The organism is Paenarthrobacter sp. TE3676, from assembly GCF_056279165.1.
The window spans coordinates 579,211-599,139 of the sequence record NZ_JBWBQU010000003.1; the positions used below are offsets into that span (position 1 = coordinate 579,211).

12 protein-coding genes are annotated in these 19,929 nt (G+C 62.0%); 11 read left to right on the top strand and 1 reads right to left on the bottom strand.

The window, feature by feature from the left end:
* Positions 1–91: 91 nt before the first annotated feature.
* The 11 genes from ACZ881_RS10300 to ACZ881_RS10350 all read left to right on the top strand — a co-directional run bounded on the left by ACZ881_RS10300 (position 92) and on the right by ACZ881_RS10350 (position 19,078).
* The gene (locus ACZ881_RS10300) at positions 92–2,155 is read left to right on the top strand and encodes an acyltransferase family protein (protein ID WP_476114876.1); all 2,064 of its coding nucleotides are present in this window, start codon (positions 92–94) and stop codon (positions 2,153–2,155) included.
* On the top strand, positions 2,152–4,233 hold the full coding sequence (locus ACZ881_RS10305) for an acyltransferase family protein (protein WP_476114879.1): 2,082 nt from the start codon (positions 2,152–2,154) through the stop codon (positions 4,231–4,233). The genes ACZ881_RS10300 and ACZ881_RS10305 overlap by 4 nt, the downstream gene beginning before the upstream one ends.
* Before the next feature lie 244 nt (positions 4,234–4,477).
* Positions 4,478–5,989, top strand: coding sequence for an IMP dehydrogenase (gene guaB, locus ACZ881_RS10310; protein WP_091468897.1), 1,512 nt, complete (start codon positions 4,478–4,480; stop codon positions 5,987–5,989).
* A 103-nt stretch (positions 5,990–6,092) separates the two neighbouring features.
* A complete protein-coding gene (locus ACZ881_RS10315; RefSeq protein ID WP_178997123.1) occupies positions 6,093–7,979 on the top strand; it encodes an ABC transporter ATP-binding protein in 1,887 nt (628 codons plus the stop codon).
* 41 nt (positions 7,980–8,020) lie between these two features.
* Positions 8,021–9,157 (top strand): GuaB3 family IMP dehydrogenase-related protein, encoded by a 1,137-nt coding sequence (locus tag ACZ881_RS10320; protein WP_091468893.1) that lies wholly within the window; start codon positions 8,021–8,023, stop codon positions 9,155–9,157.
* A gap of 168 nt (positions 9,158–9,325) precedes the next feature.
* Positions 9,326–11,080 carry a glycerol-3-phosphate dehydrogenase/oxidase gene (locus tag ACZ881_RS10325; RefSeq protein ID WP_179019766.1) on the top strand — a complete coding sequence of 585 codons (1,755 nt, stop codon included), beginning with the start codon at positions 9,326–9,328 and terminating at the stop codon, positions 11,078–11,080.
* Between the two features lie 47 nt (positions 11,081–11,127).
* A complete protein-coding gene (locus ACZ881_RS10330) occupies positions 11,128–11,616 on the top strand; it encodes a PTS sugar transporter subunit IIA (RefSeq protein WP_309073172.1) in 489 nt (162 codons plus the stop codon).
* 52 nt (positions 11,617–11,668) lie between these two features.
* Positions 11,669–12,526 carry an SURF1 family protein gene (locus tag ACZ881_RS10335; RefSeq protein WP_364307014.1) on the top strand — a complete coding sequence of 286 codons (858 nt, stop codon included), beginning with the start codon at positions 11,669–11,671 and terminating at the stop codon, positions 12,524–12,526.
* Positions 12,523–13,023 carry a DUF3817 domain-containing protein gene (locus ACZ881_RS10340; RefSeq protein ID WP_054809347.1) on the top strand — a complete coding sequence of 167 codons (501 nt, stop codon included), beginning with the start codon at positions 12,523–12,525 and terminating at the stop codon, positions 13,021–13,023. Before ACZ881_RS10335 ends, ACZ881_RS10340 begins: the two co-directional genes overlap by 4 nt.
* 107 nt (positions 13,024–13,130) lie before the next feature.
* On the top strand, positions 13,131–14,720 hold the full coding sequence (gene guaA, locus ACZ881_RS10345; RefSeq protein ID WP_091468881.1) for a glutamine-hydrolyzing GMP synthase: 1,590 nt from the start codon (positions 13,131–13,133) through the stop codon (positions 14,718–14,720).
* Positions 14,721–14,896: 176 nt separating this feature from the next.
* Positions 14,897–19,078 (top strand): AAA family ATPase, encoded by a 4,182-nt coding sequence (locus tag ACZ881_RS10350; protein ID WP_476114891.1) that lies wholly within the window; start codon positions 14,897–14,899, stop codon positions 19,076–19,078.
* A gap of 26 nt (positions 19,079–19,104) precedes the next feature.
* Here the strand turns inward: ACZ881_RS10350 and cpaB are convergent, their stop codons facing one another.
* The gene (gene cpaB / locus ACZ881_RS10355) at positions 19,105–19,905 is read right to left on the bottom strand and encodes a Flp pilus assembly protein CpaB (RefSeq protein ID WP_476114893.1); all 801 of its coding nucleotides are present in this window, start codon (positions 19,903–19,905) and stop codon (positions 19,105–19,107) included.
* Between the last annotated feature and the right edge of the window lie 24 nt (positions 19,906–19,929).

Below are 19,929 nucleotides of genomic sequence, written 5' to 3' on the forward strand. Positions count from 1 at the left end.
TGGCGGCCAGGGACACCCTTCAACATCGGTTGCGCGACTGAAACCGCGTAATATTGATGCTTTGTGCCAGAGCTTTGAGGAACTGCCTAACGTGACGACGCCAACGATTCCAGCCCCTGCCCACCACGGTAAGCGGGCTGCCGGACCCGTTGCAAAGTCTAAGTTCCGCCCCGAAATCCAGGGCCTTAGGTCCCTCGCAGTCCTGATGGTGGTCAGCTACCACATCTGGATCGGCAGGGTCTCCGGAGGCGTTGATGTCTTCCTCCTCATTTCAGCGTTCCTCATGACCCTCCAGTTCACGGGACGTTACAAACAGGGCCGCCCCATGGACCTTGTGCGCCACTGGCTGCACCTGTTCAGGCGGCTGCTGCCCGCCGTCGTCGTTGTTCTGGTGGGCACTCTCGCAGCAACCTTCGTTTTCCTGCCAGCCACGCGTTGGGTTGAAATTGTCCAGCAAACCTGGGCTTCGCTGTTTTACTTTGAGAACCGGCTGCTGCAGGAGCTGGCGGTTGACTACTATGCCACCGACCACAGCATGGCGAGCCCCGTTCAGCACTTCTGGTCCTTGTCCATCCAAGGCCAGGTATTCATTTTGTGGCCCATCATCTTTGCGACGGTTGCGCTGGTGTGCCGCCGCTTTGCCCTCCGCTACCGCGCCACTCTGGTGTATGTTTTCGCCATCATTTTCCTGGTCTCGTTCATCTACTCCATCATCTTCACAGCCAGCAACCAGGCCGTGGCATACTTCGATACCTTTGCCCGTTTGTGGGAGTTCGCCTTGGGCACGCTGGTGGCGTTGGTGCTACCGGGCCTGGACTTCTCCAAACCCGTCCGTGTGGTCCTGGGATGGGTGGGGGTGGCAGCGATGCTCACTTGCGGAATCCTGTTGCAGGTACAAACTGCGTTCCCGGGATTCGTAGCCTTGTGGCCTACGCTGGCCGCGGTCGCGGTGATCGCAGCCGGTCAGACCGGGAGCCGTTTCGGGGTGGACCGGATCCTGAGTTCCAAATTCCTGGTCCGGCTCGGTGACAACTCCTACGCCCTATACCTCTGGCACTGGCCCATCCTGGTGATTGCCCTGGCCTGGAGCGGCAAGGGTCAGGCCGGTTGGCTTTCCGGCACGGCCATCATTGCGCTGTCACTCGTTTTGGCTTTCCTGACCACCAAGTTCGTGGAGAAGCCGTTCCGGGAATGGAAATGGCCCGAGATGAAGCGCCGCCGCTCGGTCATCGCAATCGCGACGTGCCTGGCAGTCGTTTCCGCACCCCTGCTCGCTTTCCAGTACAAGCTGGACTTGGACCAGCAAGCTGCAGAGGCGCGAATGGTCTTCGACAATCCCGGGGCAAAGGCACTCCTGCCCACTTACGTGAATGAAGCGGCTCCAAATGCGCTCACTCAGCCCACCGCGGAAAGGATCGGGCGTGACTGGGCCCAACTGCCCGAGGGGTGCTCCGGAGACACGAAACCCGAGTCGCAGTTGCTGCAGGACAACTGCCGGCAGAACGGTGTGGGTTCCGACGCCACCAAGACAGTCCTGGTGGTAGGCAACTCGCACTCCCAGCAGTGGCTTGCCGCCATGGAAGTATTGGCGGAGCAGCATCATTGGCGCCTCTACTCGCTGCTGTACGGGGCGTGTCCCTTCATGACTGAAGACCCCGAGTCGGAGCCTGGCTGTAACGAGTTCAACAGTGAAGTGCGCAGCCACATCCGGGACCATACGCCGGATGCCATCTTCATGGTGGGCACAGCGGCCGTGTCGTCCTTGCCTGACGAAAGACTCACCCACGGCTTTGAGGACCTCGTTCCCGAGGTCACGGCACTGGGCATCCAAATGGTGGCAGTGCGGGATAACCCAAGGTTCACTTACAGCCTGACGGACTGCGCCCTCGCCAAAGGGGTGGACAGCCCTGATTGCCGTCCGCTGAAGTCGGACGTCCTGGCCGAACCCAGTCCTTTTGAAGCCGTGGCGGGTAAGCACCAGGACCTGATCCTGCTGGATATGACCGACCTAGTGTGCCTGGGCATCTACTGCCCGCCCATCATTGGTAACACCTTCGTTTACCTGGACGACAACCACCTGACCAAAACGTACGTCAAGAGCATGTCGGGCATGCTCGATGAAAGGTGGTTTGCCGCGACAGGGTGGCAACGATGATGGACACACGCGCAAGAACGGCTGCCCCGCCAAGCAAGGAATCCACGACGTCGAAACCCGGCTTCCGCCCGGAAGTCCAAGGCCTGCGAGCCCTGGCAGTGCTCATGGTCGCGGCTTACCATATCTGGCTCGGCAAGGTCTCGGGCGGCGTGGACGTTTTCCTGCTGATCTCGGCTTTCCTGCTGACGCTGTCCTTCACGCGCAAGCTCGAAAGTCATAAGCCACTTCGACTCCTGCGGCATTGGCTGCACGTGTTCAAGCGGCTGCTGCCCGCCGTCGTCGTTGTCTTGCTGGCCGCCTTGGCAGGCACCTGGGCACTCATACCGCAGAGCCGGTGGCCCGATATCCTCACTGAGGCTTGGGCATCCCTCATGTACCGGCAAAACTGGCAGTTGGCCGCTTTCGCAGTGGACTACTACGCCCAGCAGCACGTTCACGCCAGCCCCCTGCAACACTTTTGGTCGCTATCCGTGCAAGGCCAGGTGTTTATTCTGTGGCCGTTGATCTTCGCCGGAGTCGCACTTCTGCAGCCGCGGCTGGCTAAGCTGTTTCCGCAGCGGAAGGCCTTAACCCACAGGCAGCTGCTCTTCATCGCCTTCGGCGCGGTCTTCCTGGCATCACTCGTGTTCTCCATCGAGCAGACCGCCAACAACCAGGCCCATGCGTACTTTGACACCCGTGCCCGCCTATGGGAATTCGCTTTGGGTTCCCTTCTCGCCCTGGCGATCCCATACCTGAAACCAGGACGCCGGTTCCGTGTTTTCCTGGGATGGGCAGGGATTGCAGCGATGCTCGCCTGCGGGCTGATGCTCACGGTGGACCGCTCCTTCCCGGGTTTCGTAGCCCTTTGGCCCACCCTTGCGGCTGCAGCCGTCATCATCGCGGGTCAGAGCGGTAGCCCCTTCGGTGCCGACCGTCTCCTGGGCTCACGCCCACTGGTCATGGTGGGTGACAACTCGTACGCCCTGTACCTGTGGCACTGGCCGGTTTTGGTGTTCTTCCTCCTGGCCACCGGCACTACCGCGCCCAGCCTCCTCCAAGGCCTGGGAATCATGACGGTTTCCATGCTGTTGGCGGTAGCCACCACAAGGTATGTGGAAGTTCCCCTGCGCCGCTGGAAGTGGCCGGACGTGCGGTCCTGGCGGGCCGCCGTCGTGATTGCCACGTGCGGTGCGCTGTTGGCGTTGCCGGTCACGGTGTGGCAAAGCGCCATCACCGCTGAAGCTGCAGCGATTGCGGATCAGCCCCACGAACTGACGCCGGGTGCTGCCGCGTTGTCCCCGGAGTACGCCGGTGAGCCGAGCGAAGAAGCCCTCATCATCCCCGCGCCCGCAGCCATGAAGGACGAGTGGGCAAACGTCGACGGCAAGTGCACCGGCGACAACGTACCCAGCGATCCGTTGCTGCAGGACTGCCTGCAAAATGAGGAACCGGCGGTGGTCACCAAGAGGATCGTGGTGCTCGGTGATTCCCATTCCCAGCAGTACACGGCTGCTCTTGGCCCGATTGCCAAAAAGCACGGCTGGGAAGTGGTGACGCTGCTTAAAGGTGGCTGCCGGTTCGGTGCCCAGTCGCCGGAGCGCCCCGATTTCTGCAACGAGTTCAACAAGGCAAGTTCCGCCTACGTGATGGAGCACAAGCCCGACGCAGTTTTCACCGTGGCATCCAAGACGCACGTCGATGCTCCCTTTGAAACCGAAGTGCCCGGATACCTCGAAGGCATCAAGCCGTTCACGGACCTGGGAATCGATGTGGTGGGTGTCCGGGACAACCCGCGGTTCAGCTTCAATATGCCCGAGTGCGTGCAGAAGAAGGGCAAGGATTCGCCCGACTGCAATGTGCCCCTTGAAGAGTCCTTGGCGGCGTCATCACCTTTGGACGACTATGTAGGCAAGGTGGAGCGGCTCTACCTGATGGATATGAGCGACTTCATCTGCGAGCAAGGGACCTGTCCCGCGGTGGTTGGTAACGTCTACGTGTATAAGGATGACAACCACCTCACCAAGACCTATGTTCAAACCATGATCCCCATGTTTGAACAGCGGCTGCTGGCCGCTACCGGTTGGTCCGCAAGCTAGGTTCCGCGCTCGCCGGCTGTTTCAAACGTACGACGACGGCCTGCCGCCAGTGCTGTTGCTCACAGTCAGGCGTCGCGGAATATGGCGATCGGCGCGGAGGTTCTAGTATTTATCCAATACCTTCTGCACAGGTAACTTTTGCACAGGTACTCTCTGCACAGGCCAGTCCCGTAATGACGGGCTGGTCATCAGTTGCAACCCCTACCAGTTAAGCCCCCGGAACCCAGGTAAGAGGCGCACACTCATGACCCAGCCCGAACACGATCCCTTTGGCTTTGTAGGCCTGACCTACGACGACGTCCTGTTGCTGCCCGGCCACACGGACGTCATCCCGTCCGACGCTGACACGTCCTCCCGCATTTCCAAGCGCATCTCCGTCCAGACTCCTTTGCTTTCAGCAGCAATGGACACCGTGACCGAATCCCGCATGGCCATCGCCATGGCCCGGCAGGGTGGTTTGGGCGTGGTTCACCGCAACCTGTCCATCGATGACCAGGCCGAGCACGTAGACCGCGTCAAGCGCAGCGAATCCGGCATGATCACCAACCCGCTGACCATCGGCCCGCAGGCCACGCTGCAGGAGCTGGACGAGCTGTGTTCCCGCTACCGCGTTTCCGGGCTTCCCGTCGTGGACACGGACGGACGCCTGCTGGGTATCGTCACCAACCGCGATACCCGCTTCATTCCCGAATCTGAATTTCCGCTGCGCAGCGTCAGCGATGCCATGACCAAGATGCCGCTCATCACCGGTCATGTGGGTATCAGCCGTGAGGAAGCCTCCCACAAGCTGGCCACCAACAAGATCGAGAAGCTCCCGCTCGTTGATGAGCAAGGCCGCCTGATGGGCCTCATCACCACCAAGGACTTCACCAAGGCTGAGCAGTACCCGTTGGCCACCAAGGACGACGAAGGCCGCCTCCGCGTAGGTGCCGCCATCGGATTCTTCGGTGACGGCTGGGAACGCGCCATGAAGCTCGTCGACGCCGGCGTGGACGCACTGTTCGTTGATACCGCCAACGGCCACTCCCAAGGTGTGCTGGACATGATCCGGCGCCTGAAGTCGGATCCCATTGCGGCGCATGTGGACATCATCGGCGGCCAGGCAGCCACTCGTGAAGGTGCCCAGGCACTGATCGACGCCGGTGCTGATGGCATCAAGGTGGGCGTGGGTCCGGGATCCATCTGCACCACCCGCGTCGTCGCCGGCGTGGGCGTGCCGCAGATCACCGCCATCTACGAATCCGCCAAGGCAGCAATCCCCGCCGGTGTTCCCCTGATTGCCGACGGCGGACTCCAATACTCGGGCGATATTGGCAAGGCACTGGTTGCCGGAGCCGACACCGTGATGCTGGGCTCCCTCCTCGCCGGCTGTGAAGAGTCCCCGGGCGAGCTCATCTTCGTCAACGGCAAGCAGTTCAAGAGCTACCGTGGCATGGGCTCCCTTGGCGCCATGCAGTCGCGCGGCAAGAACACTTCCTACTCCAAGGACCGCTACTTCCAGGCCGACGTCTCGGGCGACGACAAGCTCATCCCCGAAGGCATCGAAGGCCGCGTTGCCTTCCGCGGCCCGCTGGCCTCCGTGGCTTACCAGTTGGTGGGTGGCCTCCGCCAGACCATGTTCTACACGGGCGCCCCCACCATCCCGGAGCTGAAGGCACGCGGCAAGTTCGTCCGCATCACGCCCGCAGGCCTGAAGGAATCGCACCCGCATGACATTCAGATGACCGTCGAAGCGCCGAACTACGGTTCCCGCTGATCACCCATCTGCCCACCAGCTGTTCCCCGTGGAAGTTTCCACGGGGAACAGCTGTTTAACAGGACGCGACATAAATGTCGGTCCCGAAGAATAGGCTGGGCACATGTCAGAAAAGCCCGCACAATCGCGGCACCCGGAGTCGGTCCGGCTGAACTCGGTCCCACCGGGGGCGCCGCCCCGCAAGCTCGCCTTGCGGCCATACGCGCGCGCCGTCGGGCAGGTCCTCAAGGTGAGCTTCAAAGCTTCACCCGGCGCAGTCATCATGAAGGTGGCAGGGTCCCTGATTTCGGCCACTCTGCCGCTGGTCACCACGTATTTCGCTGCACTGACCACCACAGCACTGGCGGCCGGTTACGCGGGAGACCCCGACGCCGGTCCCCGGGCCATTCTGTACGTCATCATCACCGCAGCGCTGGGATTGTTCTGGGGCGCCTTCAGCAGCGTTGACCGCTACATCCAGCAGTTGATGAGCTTCAAAGTGGGCGCCATCGTGGGCGACATGATGTACCAGCGCTTCCTCGCGCTGGAATTCTGGCGCTATGACGACAAAGAAACGGTGGATCTTTACGACCGCGCCAAGCGGTTCTCCGATTCGTATGCCCGCGTCCTGGACCGGATAGCCGCCATCTTTACACAGTTCGTTTCCGTGGTCCTGGCTATCGGTGCTTTGCTCCTGGTCAGCTGGTGGATCGCAGTCATCGTCCTGGTGGCCATCGTGCCCAGCGTCTACCTGCAGTTCAAACTGTCCCGCGAACAGATCGCGCACTGGAATACGCAGGTGGATTCGAGGCGGCAACGCCGGATGATCGAACAAAACCTGCTCCGGCCCCAACACATTGCCGAGATGCGGCTGTACGGGATCGTCGGATACCTCATGGATCTGCGATCGAGGCTGCGGGATGCTGACGAACGCAGGCGCCTGGACTTCCAAAAGCGGTACATTCCCAAGCAGCTTGCCGCCGATTCCCTGCAGTACGGGGCCGAGGTTGTGTCCCTGATCTGGGTTGTTGGCCAGATCATCGCCAGGGCGCAGCCAGTTGGACAGTTCCTGTACGTGCAGCAGATTGTGAGCCGCGCGCTGTCTACCGCCAACAGCCTTGTCTCTTCGCTGAGCTCCATTGACGAGGACCTCGCCAACCTCAAGGACTATGAGCTTTTCATGGCCCTCCCTATCCCAAGCGGGAAAGAAAAGCCGCTGTCGTCGTCGCCCGCAACCGTGGAGCTGCGGGACATCCGGTTCAGCTACACGGGGAGCGACATCGAGGTCATCAAGGGCATCTCCATGACCATCAGGGCAGGTCAGCACATCGCCATTGTGGGGGAGAACGGTGCAGGCAAATCAACGCTGATCCGAATCCTGGCTGGACTGTACCGCCCCGACTCCGGCCAAGTGCTGCTTGACGGCGTGGACCTTGCCGGGATCGACGTCACCAGTTGGCACCGGCACCTTGCAGTGCTGAGCCAGGAGTTCCTGAAATACGAGTTCGCCACCGCGGCGGAGAACATCTATCTCGGCGACGTGGACCAGCCCCGGGACGACGACCGGATCCGGCGGGCGGCCTCGGACGCCGAAGCCATGGAGTTCATCAACAAGTTGCCCAACGGCCTGGAGAACCACGTCAGCAACTGGATGGAGGACCCCCGGGGACGCAAGGGAAGCGGGCTGTCGGGTGGCCAATGGCAGCGCCTGGCCATGGCACGCAACTTCTACCGCGATGCCTCGTTCATGGTCATGGACGAGCCCACGTCAGCCATCGACGCTTTGGCGGAACATCGCATTTTCACCCGGCTTTTCGCAGACCGGAGCAGCACCATCATTGCCATCAGTCATCGCCTCGCCACCATCGAGAAGGCAGATATCGTGTACATGCTGGAGGACGGCCGCATTGCCGAGCAGGGAACCCACAAGGAACTGGTGGCATTGAGGGGACGCTACTTCCGGATGTTCGAATCCCAGCTCTCGGTGGATGAAACCAGCCGGAACACCTAGGGGAAAACGGGGCCTTCGTTTTGGTGGGATAAACTCGAGCAGTGACTTATGAGATTGAGATTGGCCGTGGCAAGCGTGGGCGTCGTGCCTACTCCCTGGATGACATCGCGATCGTCCCGAACCGCCGGACGCGTGACCCGAAGGACGTCTCTGTCTCCTGGCAGATCGACGCATACAAGTTCGACACCCCCGTTATTGCGGCTCCTATGGACTCCGTGATGTCCCCGGATACTGCCATCGCTTTTGGTCGCCTCGGCGGCTTGGGCGTCCTTGACCTCGAAGGCCTCTGGACGCGCTACGAGGATCCCCAGAAGGTGCTTGACGAGATCGCGGACTTGGCCGACGAGACCAACAGCCCCGCCGTCACGCGTCGCATGCAGGACCTTTACCAGGCACCCATCCAGCCTGAACTCATCAGCTCCCGCTTGGCGGAGATCCGCGCCGCCGGGGTGACTGTTGCTGGGTCCCTGACCCCCCAGCGCACCCAGGAGCACTACAAGACCGTGGTGGCTGCCGGCGTCGACATCTTTGTCATCCGCGGAACCACGGTTTCGGCTGAGCACGTCTCCAAGAATCACGAGCCCCTGAACCTCAAGCAGTTCATCTATGAACTGGATGTTCCGGTGATTGTTGGCGGAGCAGCCGGCTACACGCCTGCCCTGCACCTCATGCGCACCGGCGCTGCCGGCGTCCTGGTCGGTTTCGGCGGCGGAGCCACCACCACCACGCGTCGCGCCCTCGGTATCCACTCACCCATGGCTTCAGCCATTTCCGATGTCGCTGCCGCCCGCCGCGATTACATGGATGAGTCCGGTGGACGTTACGTCCACGTCATTGCCGACGGCGGCATGGGCAGCTCCGGAGACATCGTCAAGGCCATCGCCATGGGTGCCGACGCCGTCATGCTTGGCAGTGCACTCGCTCGCGCCGAAGAGGCACCGGGCCGGGGCTGGCACTGGGGTCCTGAAGCACACCACCTCGAATCTCCCCGCGGCGATCGCGTCAACGTCGGAACGGTTGGTCCGTTGGAAGAGGTCCTCTTCGGACCCGGCCACCACACCAACGGGACGTCGAACCTTATCGGCGCCCTGCGCCGCTCCATGGCGACCACCGGCTATTCGGACCTCAAGGAGTTCCAGCGCGTCGACGTCGTGGTTTCTCCTTACGCAGGCAACTGAAACTAGTCGCTGAAGGCCCGTGTTGGCTCCGATCACCATCGGAGCCAACACGGGCCTTCTTCGTTGGGGCGGTTCTTCCCATCGCGGCTGCACCCCGTGCCCTGCCCAAGGAGGCGAGCAACAAGTAGGGTAGGGGACTACCAGCTGTTGCGTTTGAGGAGGGGTCCGATGAGCAATGTCGCAGGCGGTCCGCAGGTGAATTCCCCGGGAGCACTGAGCCCGGAATCCCGTGCCGCATCGATCGAAGTCCTGAAAGCCACTGCCCAGCCGGGCAAAGAGCTCGACATCCTGATTGTTGGCGGCGGAGTAGTAGGAGCCGGTGCAGCGCTGGACGCAGTGACTCGTGGCCTCACGGTAGGCATCGTCGAGGCACGGGATTGGGCGTCCGGAACCTCCTCCCGATCGTCCAAGCTCATCCATGGCGGCCTGCGGTACTTGGAGATGCTGGATTTTGGCCTCGTCCAGGAAGCCCTTCAGGAACGGGGGCTGCTGATCCAGCAGATCGCGCCGCACCTGGTGCGCCCCGTCCCCTTCCTCTACCCGCTGACGCGCCGCATCTGGGAGCGCCCTTACGTCGGTGCGGGCATTATGCTCTATGACACCTTGGGTCTGACCTCCGGCCACAGCCGGGGCGTCCCCATGCACAAGCACCTCTTCCGGCGCGGAACCCTGCGCGCAGCTCCTAGCCTCAAAGAAGATGCCTTCGTCGGATCCATCCGCTACTACGACGCCCAGGTGGATGATGCCCGTCTGGTGGTCAACCTTGTAAGGACTGCGGCGCACTATGGCGCCCACGCAGCGAACCGCGTCCGCGTGGTTGATTTCCTGCGCGAGGGGGAACGCGTGGTCGGTGCCAAGGTGGAAAACCAGGAGGATGGCACAGTCTTCGAGGTCCGGGCCAAGCAGGTGGTCAACGCTACAGGCGTATGGACCGATGAAACCCAGGCAATGGTGACGGACCGTGGGCAACTCAAGGTGCGGGCCTCCAAGGGAATCCACCTTGTGGTGCCGCGCGACCGCTTCCAATCCACGGTCGGGTTGATCCTCCGCACCGAAAAATCTGTGCTCTTTGTGATCCCTTGGGGCAGGCACTGGATCATCGGTACAACAGATACCGATTGGACGTTGGACAAGGCACACCCGGCAGCTTCCAGCAAGGACATTGATTATGTGCTGGAACATGTCAACAAGGTTCTCAAGCGTCCCCTGACCCGCGAGGACGTGGAAGGCGTCTACGCAGGGCTCCGCCCCCTGCTCGCTGGTGACAATGACTCCACTGCCAAACTGTCCAGGGAGCATGTGGTGGCGCACCCCGTGCCCGGACTCGTGGTGGTAGCCGGCGGGAAGTACACAACGTACCGCGTCATGGCCAAAGACGCCGTGGACGAGGCAACCAGGGCCATGGACGAACGTGTTCCCTCCAGCTGCACTGAAACAATTCCGCTCCTGGGCGCCGAGGGATTCAAAGCAGCGTGGAACCGTCGGGGCAGGTCCGCCGAGCAGGCGGGTGTGCATGTGGCACGCGTGGAGCACCTGCTCAACCGTTTCGGATCCATGACCCCCGAAGTGCTGGACATTATCGCTGGACGGCCGGAACTGGGAGAGCCCCTTCCTGGAGCGGATGACTACTTGGCTGCCGAAGTTGTCTATGCAACAACCCACGAGGGCGCACGCCACGTTGACGACGTTCTGACCCGCCGCACCAGGATCTCCATCGAAGCTTGGGACCGGGGTGTGTCTGCCGCGCCCGTTGTAGCTAAGCTGATGGGAGAAATCCTTGGCTGGAGCGAGACCCAGCGCGAGAGCGAAATCAAGCACTACCTGGCGCGCGTGGAAGCTGAACGACTTAGTCAGCAGCAACCCGATGACGAATCGGCCGATGCCGCGCGCATGGGAGTGGATGACATCGTTCCCCTTCGCTGACCAGCTCAAGGAATTGAGGCCGGGAGGCCACATGGAGGGAACATAACTTGGCTGAACCACTTGACCGTTACGACGCGGAACTGACCACCCCGGATACGGTCATCCTTGAACTTGTTGCCAAAGACAAGATCGATGCCGCAGCGCAACTGGCTCACAGGCTCCACGCAGCAGGCAGGATCTCCAATCTTGAGGGCTTCCTGGAGCAAGTGCATTCGCGTGAGCACCAGCTTGCCACCGGGCTTCCGGGCGGCATTGGACTGCCGCATGCCCGAAGCGAATTCGTGGACAGGATCTCCATTGCGGTAGGCGTGACCAAGTTTGGCCATGCCTTGGACTTCGGCGCCACTGACGGTCCGGCAACCCTGGTCCTCCTTATCGCCACCCCGGCCAGTTCCTTCTCCGACCACCTGGAGGTTCTTGCCACGCTCGCGCGTTCCCTCTCCAAGGAGTCATTCCGGGAGTCCCTGCGCCGGGCACACGATACCGAGGTCATCTCCGAACTCATCAACTCCAGCCTGGTGTTCTTCGACCACTAGAACCAGAAACCTCGTTTCGTTGTTCTACAGCCGGACGAAGTACGGTTAAGGGGTGTTGAAAACCGCGTTGAAACCCCGCTGGATCGCAGGACTGGTCTTTGCGCTTCTGTTGTCCGGGGTGTTTGTGCTGCTCAGCCAATGGCAGCTCAGCCGGTCCGCCCAGCACGAGCCCCCCGCTCCGTCCAGCATCGAAGAAGTGAAACCGCTGGTGGACGTCCTCCAGCCGGGCCAGTTCTTCCCCGGCTCTGTCTCGGACCAGATGGTCACCGCTACGGGATCGTACGATCCCGGCAAGCAGGTCCTCGTTGAAGGCCGCCTTTACAACAACCAAAAAGGCTTCTGGATCGTCTCAGCCTTTGCCGTCAACAACGCTCCCACAATCAAGGGCGCAGGCGCCTCGCCCCAGACCTGGATTCCGGTGGCCCGCGGCTGGGTGGCGGACCCCGCCCAAGCCGGCCCGCCGCCGTCGGGAACCATCACGTTGACGGGTCGCCTCATCCCATCCGAAGCGCCGCTTCCAAACGTCGACGCCGGTCCAGACCGGGCGTCTGCAGTCTCAACGGCGGAGCTCATCAACAAGTGGGAAGTCTCCAGCTATCAGGGTTTCGTCGCCGCGACATCCGAGGCCTCAGGCGGAGTGACCATTCCCCTTGACGGTGACGTCAAAGCACTTAATATCCCGCCGCAGCCCCCTGCAGAACAAGTCAACTGGCTAAACCTCTTCTATGCGGTGGAATGGGTTGTCTTTGCCGGGTTCTCGATCTTCATTTGGTGGCGTCTGGTGAAGGACGACTACCGGCGCGACCTCGAAGAAGACGAAGACGAGGATGATGACTTCGACGAAACGGGCCATCCCGAAGCAGCCACAGAACCCACAAGCCCAGAGCCAGAACATAAGGTGCAGCAATGATTGAGCCAAAACCGGCTATCCAGCCCGAACATTCCGGACCCAAGCCCAAGAAGCGACGCTTCGGCGGCACGGAAGCGCAGATCCGTTCGGCGTTGAAGTTCTACAAAGTCATGGCATACCTGACAGGTGCCATGCTGCTCCTGCTATGCGCCGAGTTGATTGCCCGCTACGGCTTTGGTGTCTCGCTCTTCGCGGGCGGCACGAATGCGGTTACGGGTCAACCCTTTGGCTTTGGCTTTGCTGAATCCGAACCCAAGGGCGTCATCGGTGGCTTCAACATCTCCACCTCCGTGCTGATCGTGCACGGTTGGATGTACGTGGTGTATCTGGTTTCAAACTTCCGCCTGTGGTCGCTCATGCGCTGGCCTTTCTCCAAAATGGTCCTTCTGGCGCTGGGCGGAGTCATCCCGCTGCTGTCCTTCATCGTGGAGAAGAAATTCCACGCGCAGGTGGAAGCGGAACTCGCAGCCAACCCGCAGGCGTCCAAGCGCTACTAGGACTTCACGGCGTCCCGGTGTGAGATGCCTAACGGCAGGCCCTGTTTTGGGCCTTGGCCGCCCTTGTCAACGTGCACCGGGGCGGCCCGGCAAAGTAGTCTTGTCTGGTGACTACTCCCACCGCACCCCAAACTTCCCAGAAGCCGGTGCTGGTTGTTGACTACGGTGCCCAGTACGCGCAGCTGATTGCCCGCCGCGTCCGCGAAGCGAATGTGTATTCGGAAATCGTTCCGCATACCTTCACCACCGAGCAGCTTCTGGCCAAGAACCCGGCAGCCATCATTCTCTCCGGAGGGCCTTCCAGCGTCTACGCCGAGGGCGCCCCGTTCGTGGGTGCTGACCTCTTCGAGGCCGGCGTTCCCGTTTTCGGTATCTGCTACGGCTTCCAAGCCATGGCCAATGCCCTGGGTGGCAAGGTGGCCCAGACCGGTTTGCGCGAGTACGGTGCCACCGAAGCACTCCTGGTGGGTGACGCACGCTCCATCCTCGACGGAGTCCCGGCGTCCCAGAACACGTGGATGAGCCACGGCGATTCCGTTCACGAAGCCCCCGAAGGCTTCGAGGTGCTGGCAACTACGGCCGGAGCCCCAGTGGCTGCCTTCGCCAACGATGAGAAGCGCCTTTACGGTGTGCAGTGGCACCCGGAAGTGAAGCACTCCGTCCTTGGACAGCACGTCCTGGAGAACTTCCTGTTCAAGGGCGCGGGCCTGAGCCCCAACTGGACCACGGGCAACATCCTCGAAGAGCAGGTGGACCGTATCCGCCAGCAGATCGGCGACTCGAAGGTCATCTGTGGCCTCTCCGGTGGTGTCGACTCTGCAGTGGCTGCCGCTCTCGTCCAGCGCGCTGTCGGCGACCAGTTGACCTGTGTGTTCGTTGACCACGGCCTGCTGCGTGAAGGCGAAGCAGAGCAGGTTGAACGCGACTTCGTGGCAGCAACGGGTGTCAACCTGTACGTTGCCAACGAGCAGGAGCGCTTCCAGTCGGCATTGGCCGGTGTCAGTGATCCCGAGACCAAGCGCAAGATCATTGGCCGGGAGTTCATTCGGGCCTTCGAGGAAGCGGAACGGGCCATCATTGCCCAGGCCGCTGCCGAGGGTGAAAAGATCAAGTTCCTCGTCCAAGGCACGCTGTACCCGGACGTCGTCGAATCCGGCGGTGGCGAGGGTGCTGCCAACATCAAGAGCCACCACAACGTTGGTGGGCTTCCGGAGGACCTGCAGTTTGAGCTGGTCGAGCCACTGCGGGCCCTGTTCAAGGACGAAGTCCGTGCCGTTGGCGCACAGCTCGGCCTCCCGCAGGAAATCGTCGGCCGCCAGCCGTTCCCCGGTCCCGGCCTGGGAATCCGCATTGTGGGCGAAGTGACCAAGGAACGCCTGGACCTTCTGCGCAAGGCTGATGCCATCGCCCGCGCCGAGCTGACAGCTGCCGGCCTTGACAATGACGTATGGCAGATGCCGGTGGTCCTCCTGGCTGATGTCCGCAGCGTTGGAGTTCAGGGTGACGGCCGGACTTATGGCCACCCGATCGTGCTGCGTCCGGTGTCTTCCGAAGACGCCATGACGGCAGACTGGTCGCGCTTGCCGTATGACCTGCTCGCACGTATCTCCAACAGGATCACCAACGAGGTGGACGGCGTTAACCGCGTGGTACTGGATGTCACCAGCAAGCCACCGGGAACCATCGAGTGGGAATAGCATTCTGAGTGGCCGGCTTCCTTTGGGAGGCCGGCCACTGTGCTTGAACCGGGCAACGTCATCCGGGGTACGTCTTTGCCCCAGGAAATGCTTCCAACTGTGAAATGACGGCGAATTTCACGTTGGAACAGCGTTGCGGAGCGGGCTGACCGAGGATTCCCGCTACCCTCGAACGTATGCCGGTATGGTCCAAGGCGTCTAAAGCTAGTACAGAAAAGAAGGCAGAAGTCGTGTCAGTAGGTCAAGGCCAGGAAGAGGGCTCCGAAGAGCTCCGCAAATGGCTGTCTGGTCTCAAACCCGTCACCGGGGCAGATACGATGCTGCGCTTCGTCAAGACACCCGAAGGCGCGATCGATCTCAGCAATGCCCACCCTTCCGGGCTGGCTCAGTTGCTCGCCGGTCGCAGAACACGGCTGTCCACTCTCATCAGGGACCGCCAACAGTACTTGGTGGCGGCCAGGGCGGCCCGCAACATCCGGTCCAAGATCTTCGAGCTCAGCAACGACCGCGGCATCGAGGCCGGGTACTTGTCTGCCGGGACCGTGGTGTGGACCTCGGCCGTTGGTGGTAAGCCGCAGCGCGTCTCCGCGCCAGTGATGCTCACGTCCATCGTCCTTACAGTCAGGCCGGGCGAAGACGACTTCGAACTTCAGCTCACCGAACAAGCACGCATGAACCCCGCGCTGGTGCGTCACCTGAAGACAGTCCATGGCATCGTTTTCGACGTCAACGCTGTAGCCCGCATGGCTTACAACACGGCCCGGCTGGATCCCCAGCCGGTTCTGGACCGGTTGTCCACGCTCATTAAGCCTATCCATGGTGCAGAGGTGGAGTTCAACCTGCTGGTCACTACCCTGGCTGACCTTTCGGGCAACCTGGATGATCCCTGGATCAACATGAACAACCCCACGGTTGCGGCCCTCTCGACCGCAGCCAATGGCGGCGACATTGAGCCGGAGCCCATTAAAGCGGGCAGGTTCCCCAGCTTGGATCTTCGGGACCCGGCCGACGAACTTCTCTTGCTCGACGCCGATACGGACCAGCAGTACGTGGTGGACGCCGTTCGCGCGGGAGACTCCCTGGTTGTCTCCACTCCTCCTGGAAGTGGGCAGACGCAGACGGCAATCAACGCCATCGGTGCCTTGGTCAGCGAAGGCAAGTCCGTGTTGGTGGTAGGAGACAGGCAAGCCAGCCTCGCGGGTCTTTCCGCCCACCTTGAATCGCTGGGCCTCGAATCGGTGCTCTTCAGGCCTGGTAACGGGACCACGCCGCAGCAACTCAAGGGTCAGTTGGTCAGGGCCATCATGCGCAATGAGAAAGCGCTTGAACCACAGCTTGGCAACCTTCACCAGACACTGACAGGCCACCGTCATGCCCTGATGGATCATGTTGCCTCGCTGCACAACGTCCGTGAGCGCTGGGGGTGCTCGCCCTATCAAGCGATGCAATCACTCGCCGAGCTGACGTCCATCCATCCGGCACCCTCCACTACTGTGCGCTTGAAGCGCAGCGTCCTGGACAATATCAAGGACCGTGAAGAGCTCGCGGGGCGCCTTCGTCGCGCTGCCGAACTTGGTAGCTTCAGCCGGGCCTCCACTTCCAGCCCTTGGTATGGCGCCCGTTTGGTCACCCGTAAGGAGACCGAGGAAGCCCAGCAGCTCGCACGCTTGGCCGAGGAGAAGCTCCCCGTCCTGCGGGATCGCATGAAGCAGGTTTCCGATCACGCTGAGATTCGCCTGGGCGAAACCTTTACCGAGTGGGGTGCGCAGCTTGAACTGCTGATCGCTGTCCGCGAGAGCTTGGATAAGTTCACTCCGGACATCTTCGACCGGCCGGTGCATGACCTCATCTCAGCCACTGCCAGTTCCGCCTGGCGCCGTGAGCGCAATCTTGAGATGCCTTCCATGCAGCGTTCACGCCTGCGCCGGGTCGCCAAGGAGTACGTACGCCCCGGTGTCCACATCGCGGACCTCCACAGCTCCCTGGTCCTTGTCCAGGAGCAGCGTGCCCTGTGGGCAGGCTATGCCACAACCCAGCGACACCCGGCGGTGCCATCCGGCCTTGCCGATCTCGGGGCCCTCTACCGCGAACTCGACGCCGAGCTGCGCCGTCTTGGTGATTCGCTCAAGCACACGTCCGATGGCGGTTCGTTGCAGGAGACTCCGTATCTGCAACTGATGGAACGCCTCGAGCGACTCGTCGCGGACACGGCCACATTGGAAACCCTTCCTGAGCGAACACTCCTCATCGAGGAAATGCGGGAGCACGGGCTCGGCGAACTGCTTGCGGACCTTGCTGCCCGGGAAGTCCCGGCGTCGTCGGTAGCGGCCGAGCTGGACCTTGCCTGGTGGCAGTCCGCTTTGGAAGCCATGATCAGTGGTGATGATTACCTCGCCATGTCCGACGGTGATTCGCTGCGGCGCCTGGAAGCTGAATATCGCCTGGCCGACCAAGCACACATTGCCAGTGGCGCCGCCCGCCTTCGTTGGCAGCTGGCCCAGAAGTGGCGTCAGGGCCTTCTTGAGCACCCGAGGCAGGCGGAGTTGCTCCGTGCCTTGTTGAAGGACGGCCGTGTGACGTTGCCCGCCTTGAGCGCCCAAGCACCGGATCTTGTGCCTCTGTTGGTTCCTGTGTGGTCCGTCAGCCCTTATTTGCTCACGGGCGTTCTCCCGGCCGAGCAAAAGTTCGACGCCGTGGTGGTCATCGACGCCGAATCCACCTCTCTGCAGGCGGTTCTTCCGGCGATCGCCCGAGCACGACAGGTAGTTGCCTTCGGTGATGCAAAAATCGCCAATGCGCGTACTTTCAGCGTGGCCGTGGAACCTCCGGTTGCCGGGGTGGCCAGCCATGAAAACGTGGACAGTGCATTCAAGGCTCTGGCCCGGGTCCTGCCCACCTGGCAATTGAACTGGGTCTATCGTGCGGTGGACGAGGACTTGATCCTCCAGCTGAGCAAGAACTACTACGACGGCGGTCTGCGACGCCTGCCGGACGGCAATTCGGTGACTGGCCTGGATCGATCGATTCACGTGGAGTACATACCCGACGGCACCGGGCTGCCCGGAGCGGACCATGAGGGCGTTGAGTCTGTCACTGCAGAAGTGAACCGCGTGGTGGACCTTGTCTTCGAACACGCCAGGCTCCGGCCCCGTACTTCCTTGGCAGTGGTGACCGCAAGCCTGCGCCATGCTGCCAGGATCGGCGAGGCCATCAGGCTCCAATTGCCTAACCACACTCTTTTGTCCAGCTTCTTCGGAGCGGGCCCCGAGTCCTTCCGGGTGGTGGACCTTGAGCGCGCCCAGGGGCTGGTGCGTGACCACGTGATCTTCTCGCTGGGCTATGGCCGCACTCCGCACGGCCGTGCACTCCATTCCTTCGGCCCGTTGTCCACCGAAGGTGGGCGAAACCGTTTTGCCTTGGCGATGACGCGCGCTCGACGCTCCATGCACGTCCTCACGTGCTTCCGGCCTGAGGATCTCGACCTTGATCGCCTGGCCCATGGTGCAGTGGATTTCTATGAACTGCTGGACCGGGAACTCTCCGGTAACAGTAACCTTGGAACACCTGCCTCCCGCGCTGTAGCCAGTGAGCAGGCGCTGGGTGAGGATCCGTTGGTGGCCGATCTTGGCGAACGCCTGCGTGCACGTGGAGCCCGGGTCTGGCATCTTTACGATGGTGTGCTGGATATCGCGGCGGCCGCGGACCCGGTCCACACCATTGGCCGCGAGGGTGCGGAAATCCCCACCCCTGTCGCCATCGAATCGGATGGCACTGAACGGTACCGGCGGATGAGCGTCCGTGAACGGAGCCGGTTGCGGCCGCAGTTGCTTGAGCGTATGGGCTGGCGCTACATGTCGCTTTGGACGATCGAAGTGTTCACGGATCCGTCCTCCTGCGCTGACCGGATTGGTTCGTACCTGGGGCTTGAGAACCACATCGCCCAGTCCGCTTCTGCCCACCATGGCTTCCTGCATTCGGATGGTGAACAATTGAATCCGGGCAATGAAGACCAGAGGGTGGACCAGGGCTCCGCCGTCCATGCAGACGGCGAAACTCAGGCCGTTGCCCGTGAAGAACATGGCGTCGCCGCGACCAAAGGCTACGCGGAGAATGGGAAAGAAGCACCACTGATGGATCAGGAACCAGGCACAGAAGACCGCGCCGCGCAGGACTCCGGCGAGCCGGTCACCGATGCCACTGAAGAAGCTGCGGATGCCAAGGCCACGGCAGCTAAAACAGCCTCCAACGGAATTCTTCCTACGAAGGCTGCAGAGGATGATCCCCGGCGATGGGGCGACGAGTCCGGCTACGACCATGAGCAGTGGCTGAAGGAACAGAAGCCCCCGCATTGGGGCTGAGCTCCATCCGGCAGCAGACCCGCGCACTATGGGCTGACTAAAACAAAGAAGAGCTTGCCTTGCGTTGATGCGCCGGCAAGCTTTTCTGCTTGTTGGGGATCGGCCGCCACCACTACCAAGCCGTCGGTATCACTTGTCCCCAGCCATTCGCCGGGCTTGCCGCCTTGGGCTGATGTCCAGAGAACGGGCACCGGGCCCGCAAGAACCTGGCTTTGCCGGGCCTCGTCATAGGAGCCCGCCGCGGTAAGGACCACTGTAACCAGCTGGCCGGGGGAGAGAAGCTGGATGGATGAGGGATCAGCCATCCTGAGAGGGACCGCTGCCGAGCCCACGGGTGCGCCCGTCAGGAGTCCCGGGCCCAGCAGGCTGGCCTCCGTAGGTATCTGCCCTCTGCGGAGGGGGGAAGCAAGCTGACGGCCAACAAGGGTGCCGACACTATGCACCGATCCGGTAATCGCGAGATCGGACGGCACTCCAACGCTGGTGAAATCAGATTCTGTGAGGCTGCTACCTGTCGGCAGGTCGCGGGCTGCTACCACGATGCTCACGCGCTGCTCAGACGCAGGAGTAAGTTGCTGGACGGCGATGCCGGCAGCCACGCACAGCAGGAGCGCAACGGCCAAGCGGCGGTTGCGTGAAATCCATGATCCAAATCCGCCCCGCTGACCGACATGACCTCTTGGACGGCGGCTGAACCGTGAGGTGTCTCCGGCTCGGGAACGGGATGGTCGGGCAGGAGAGCGGTTCAGCGGCGGCCAGTCACCGGCGGCTGCTGCTGCTGAACGCTCGGCGCGGGCGATGAGGGCTCTGCGGGAGGAAGATGACATCCCGCCACGTTAGCCAGTCGCACC

What these genes read in the sequence shown, in the direction of transcription:
- cpaB (WP_476114893.1), bottom strand. Translation starts at nt 19,905, where the DNA reads ATGTCATCTTCCTCCCGCAGAGCCCTCATCGCCCGCGCCGAGCGTTCA.
- ACZ881_RS10315 (WP_178997123.1), top strand. Translation starts at nt 6,093, where the DNA reads ATGTCAGAAAAGCCCGCACAATCGCGGCACCCGGAGTCGGTCCGGCTG.
- guaB (WP_091468897.1), top strand. Translation starts at nt 4,478, where the DNA reads ATGACCCAGCCCGAACACGATCCCTTTGGCTTTGTAGGCCTGACCTAC.
- ACZ881_RS10325 (WP_179019766.1), top strand. Translation starts at nt 9,326, where the DNA reads ATGAGCAATGTCGCAGGCGGTCCGCAGGTGAATTCCCCGGGAGCACTG.
- ACZ881_RS10305 (WP_476114879.1), top strand. Translation starts at nt 2,152, where the DNA reads ATGATGGACACACGCGCAAGAACGGCTGCCCCGCCAAGCAAGGAATCC.
- ACZ881_RS10340 (WP_054809347.1), top strand. Translation starts at nt 12,523, where the DNA reads ATGATTGAGCCAAAACCGGCTATCCAGCCCGAACATTCCGGACCCAAG.
- ACZ881_RS10350 (WP_476114891.1), top strand. Translation starts at nt 14,897, where the DNA reads ATGCCGGTATGGTCCAAGGCGTCTAAAGCTAGTACAGAAAAGAAGGCA.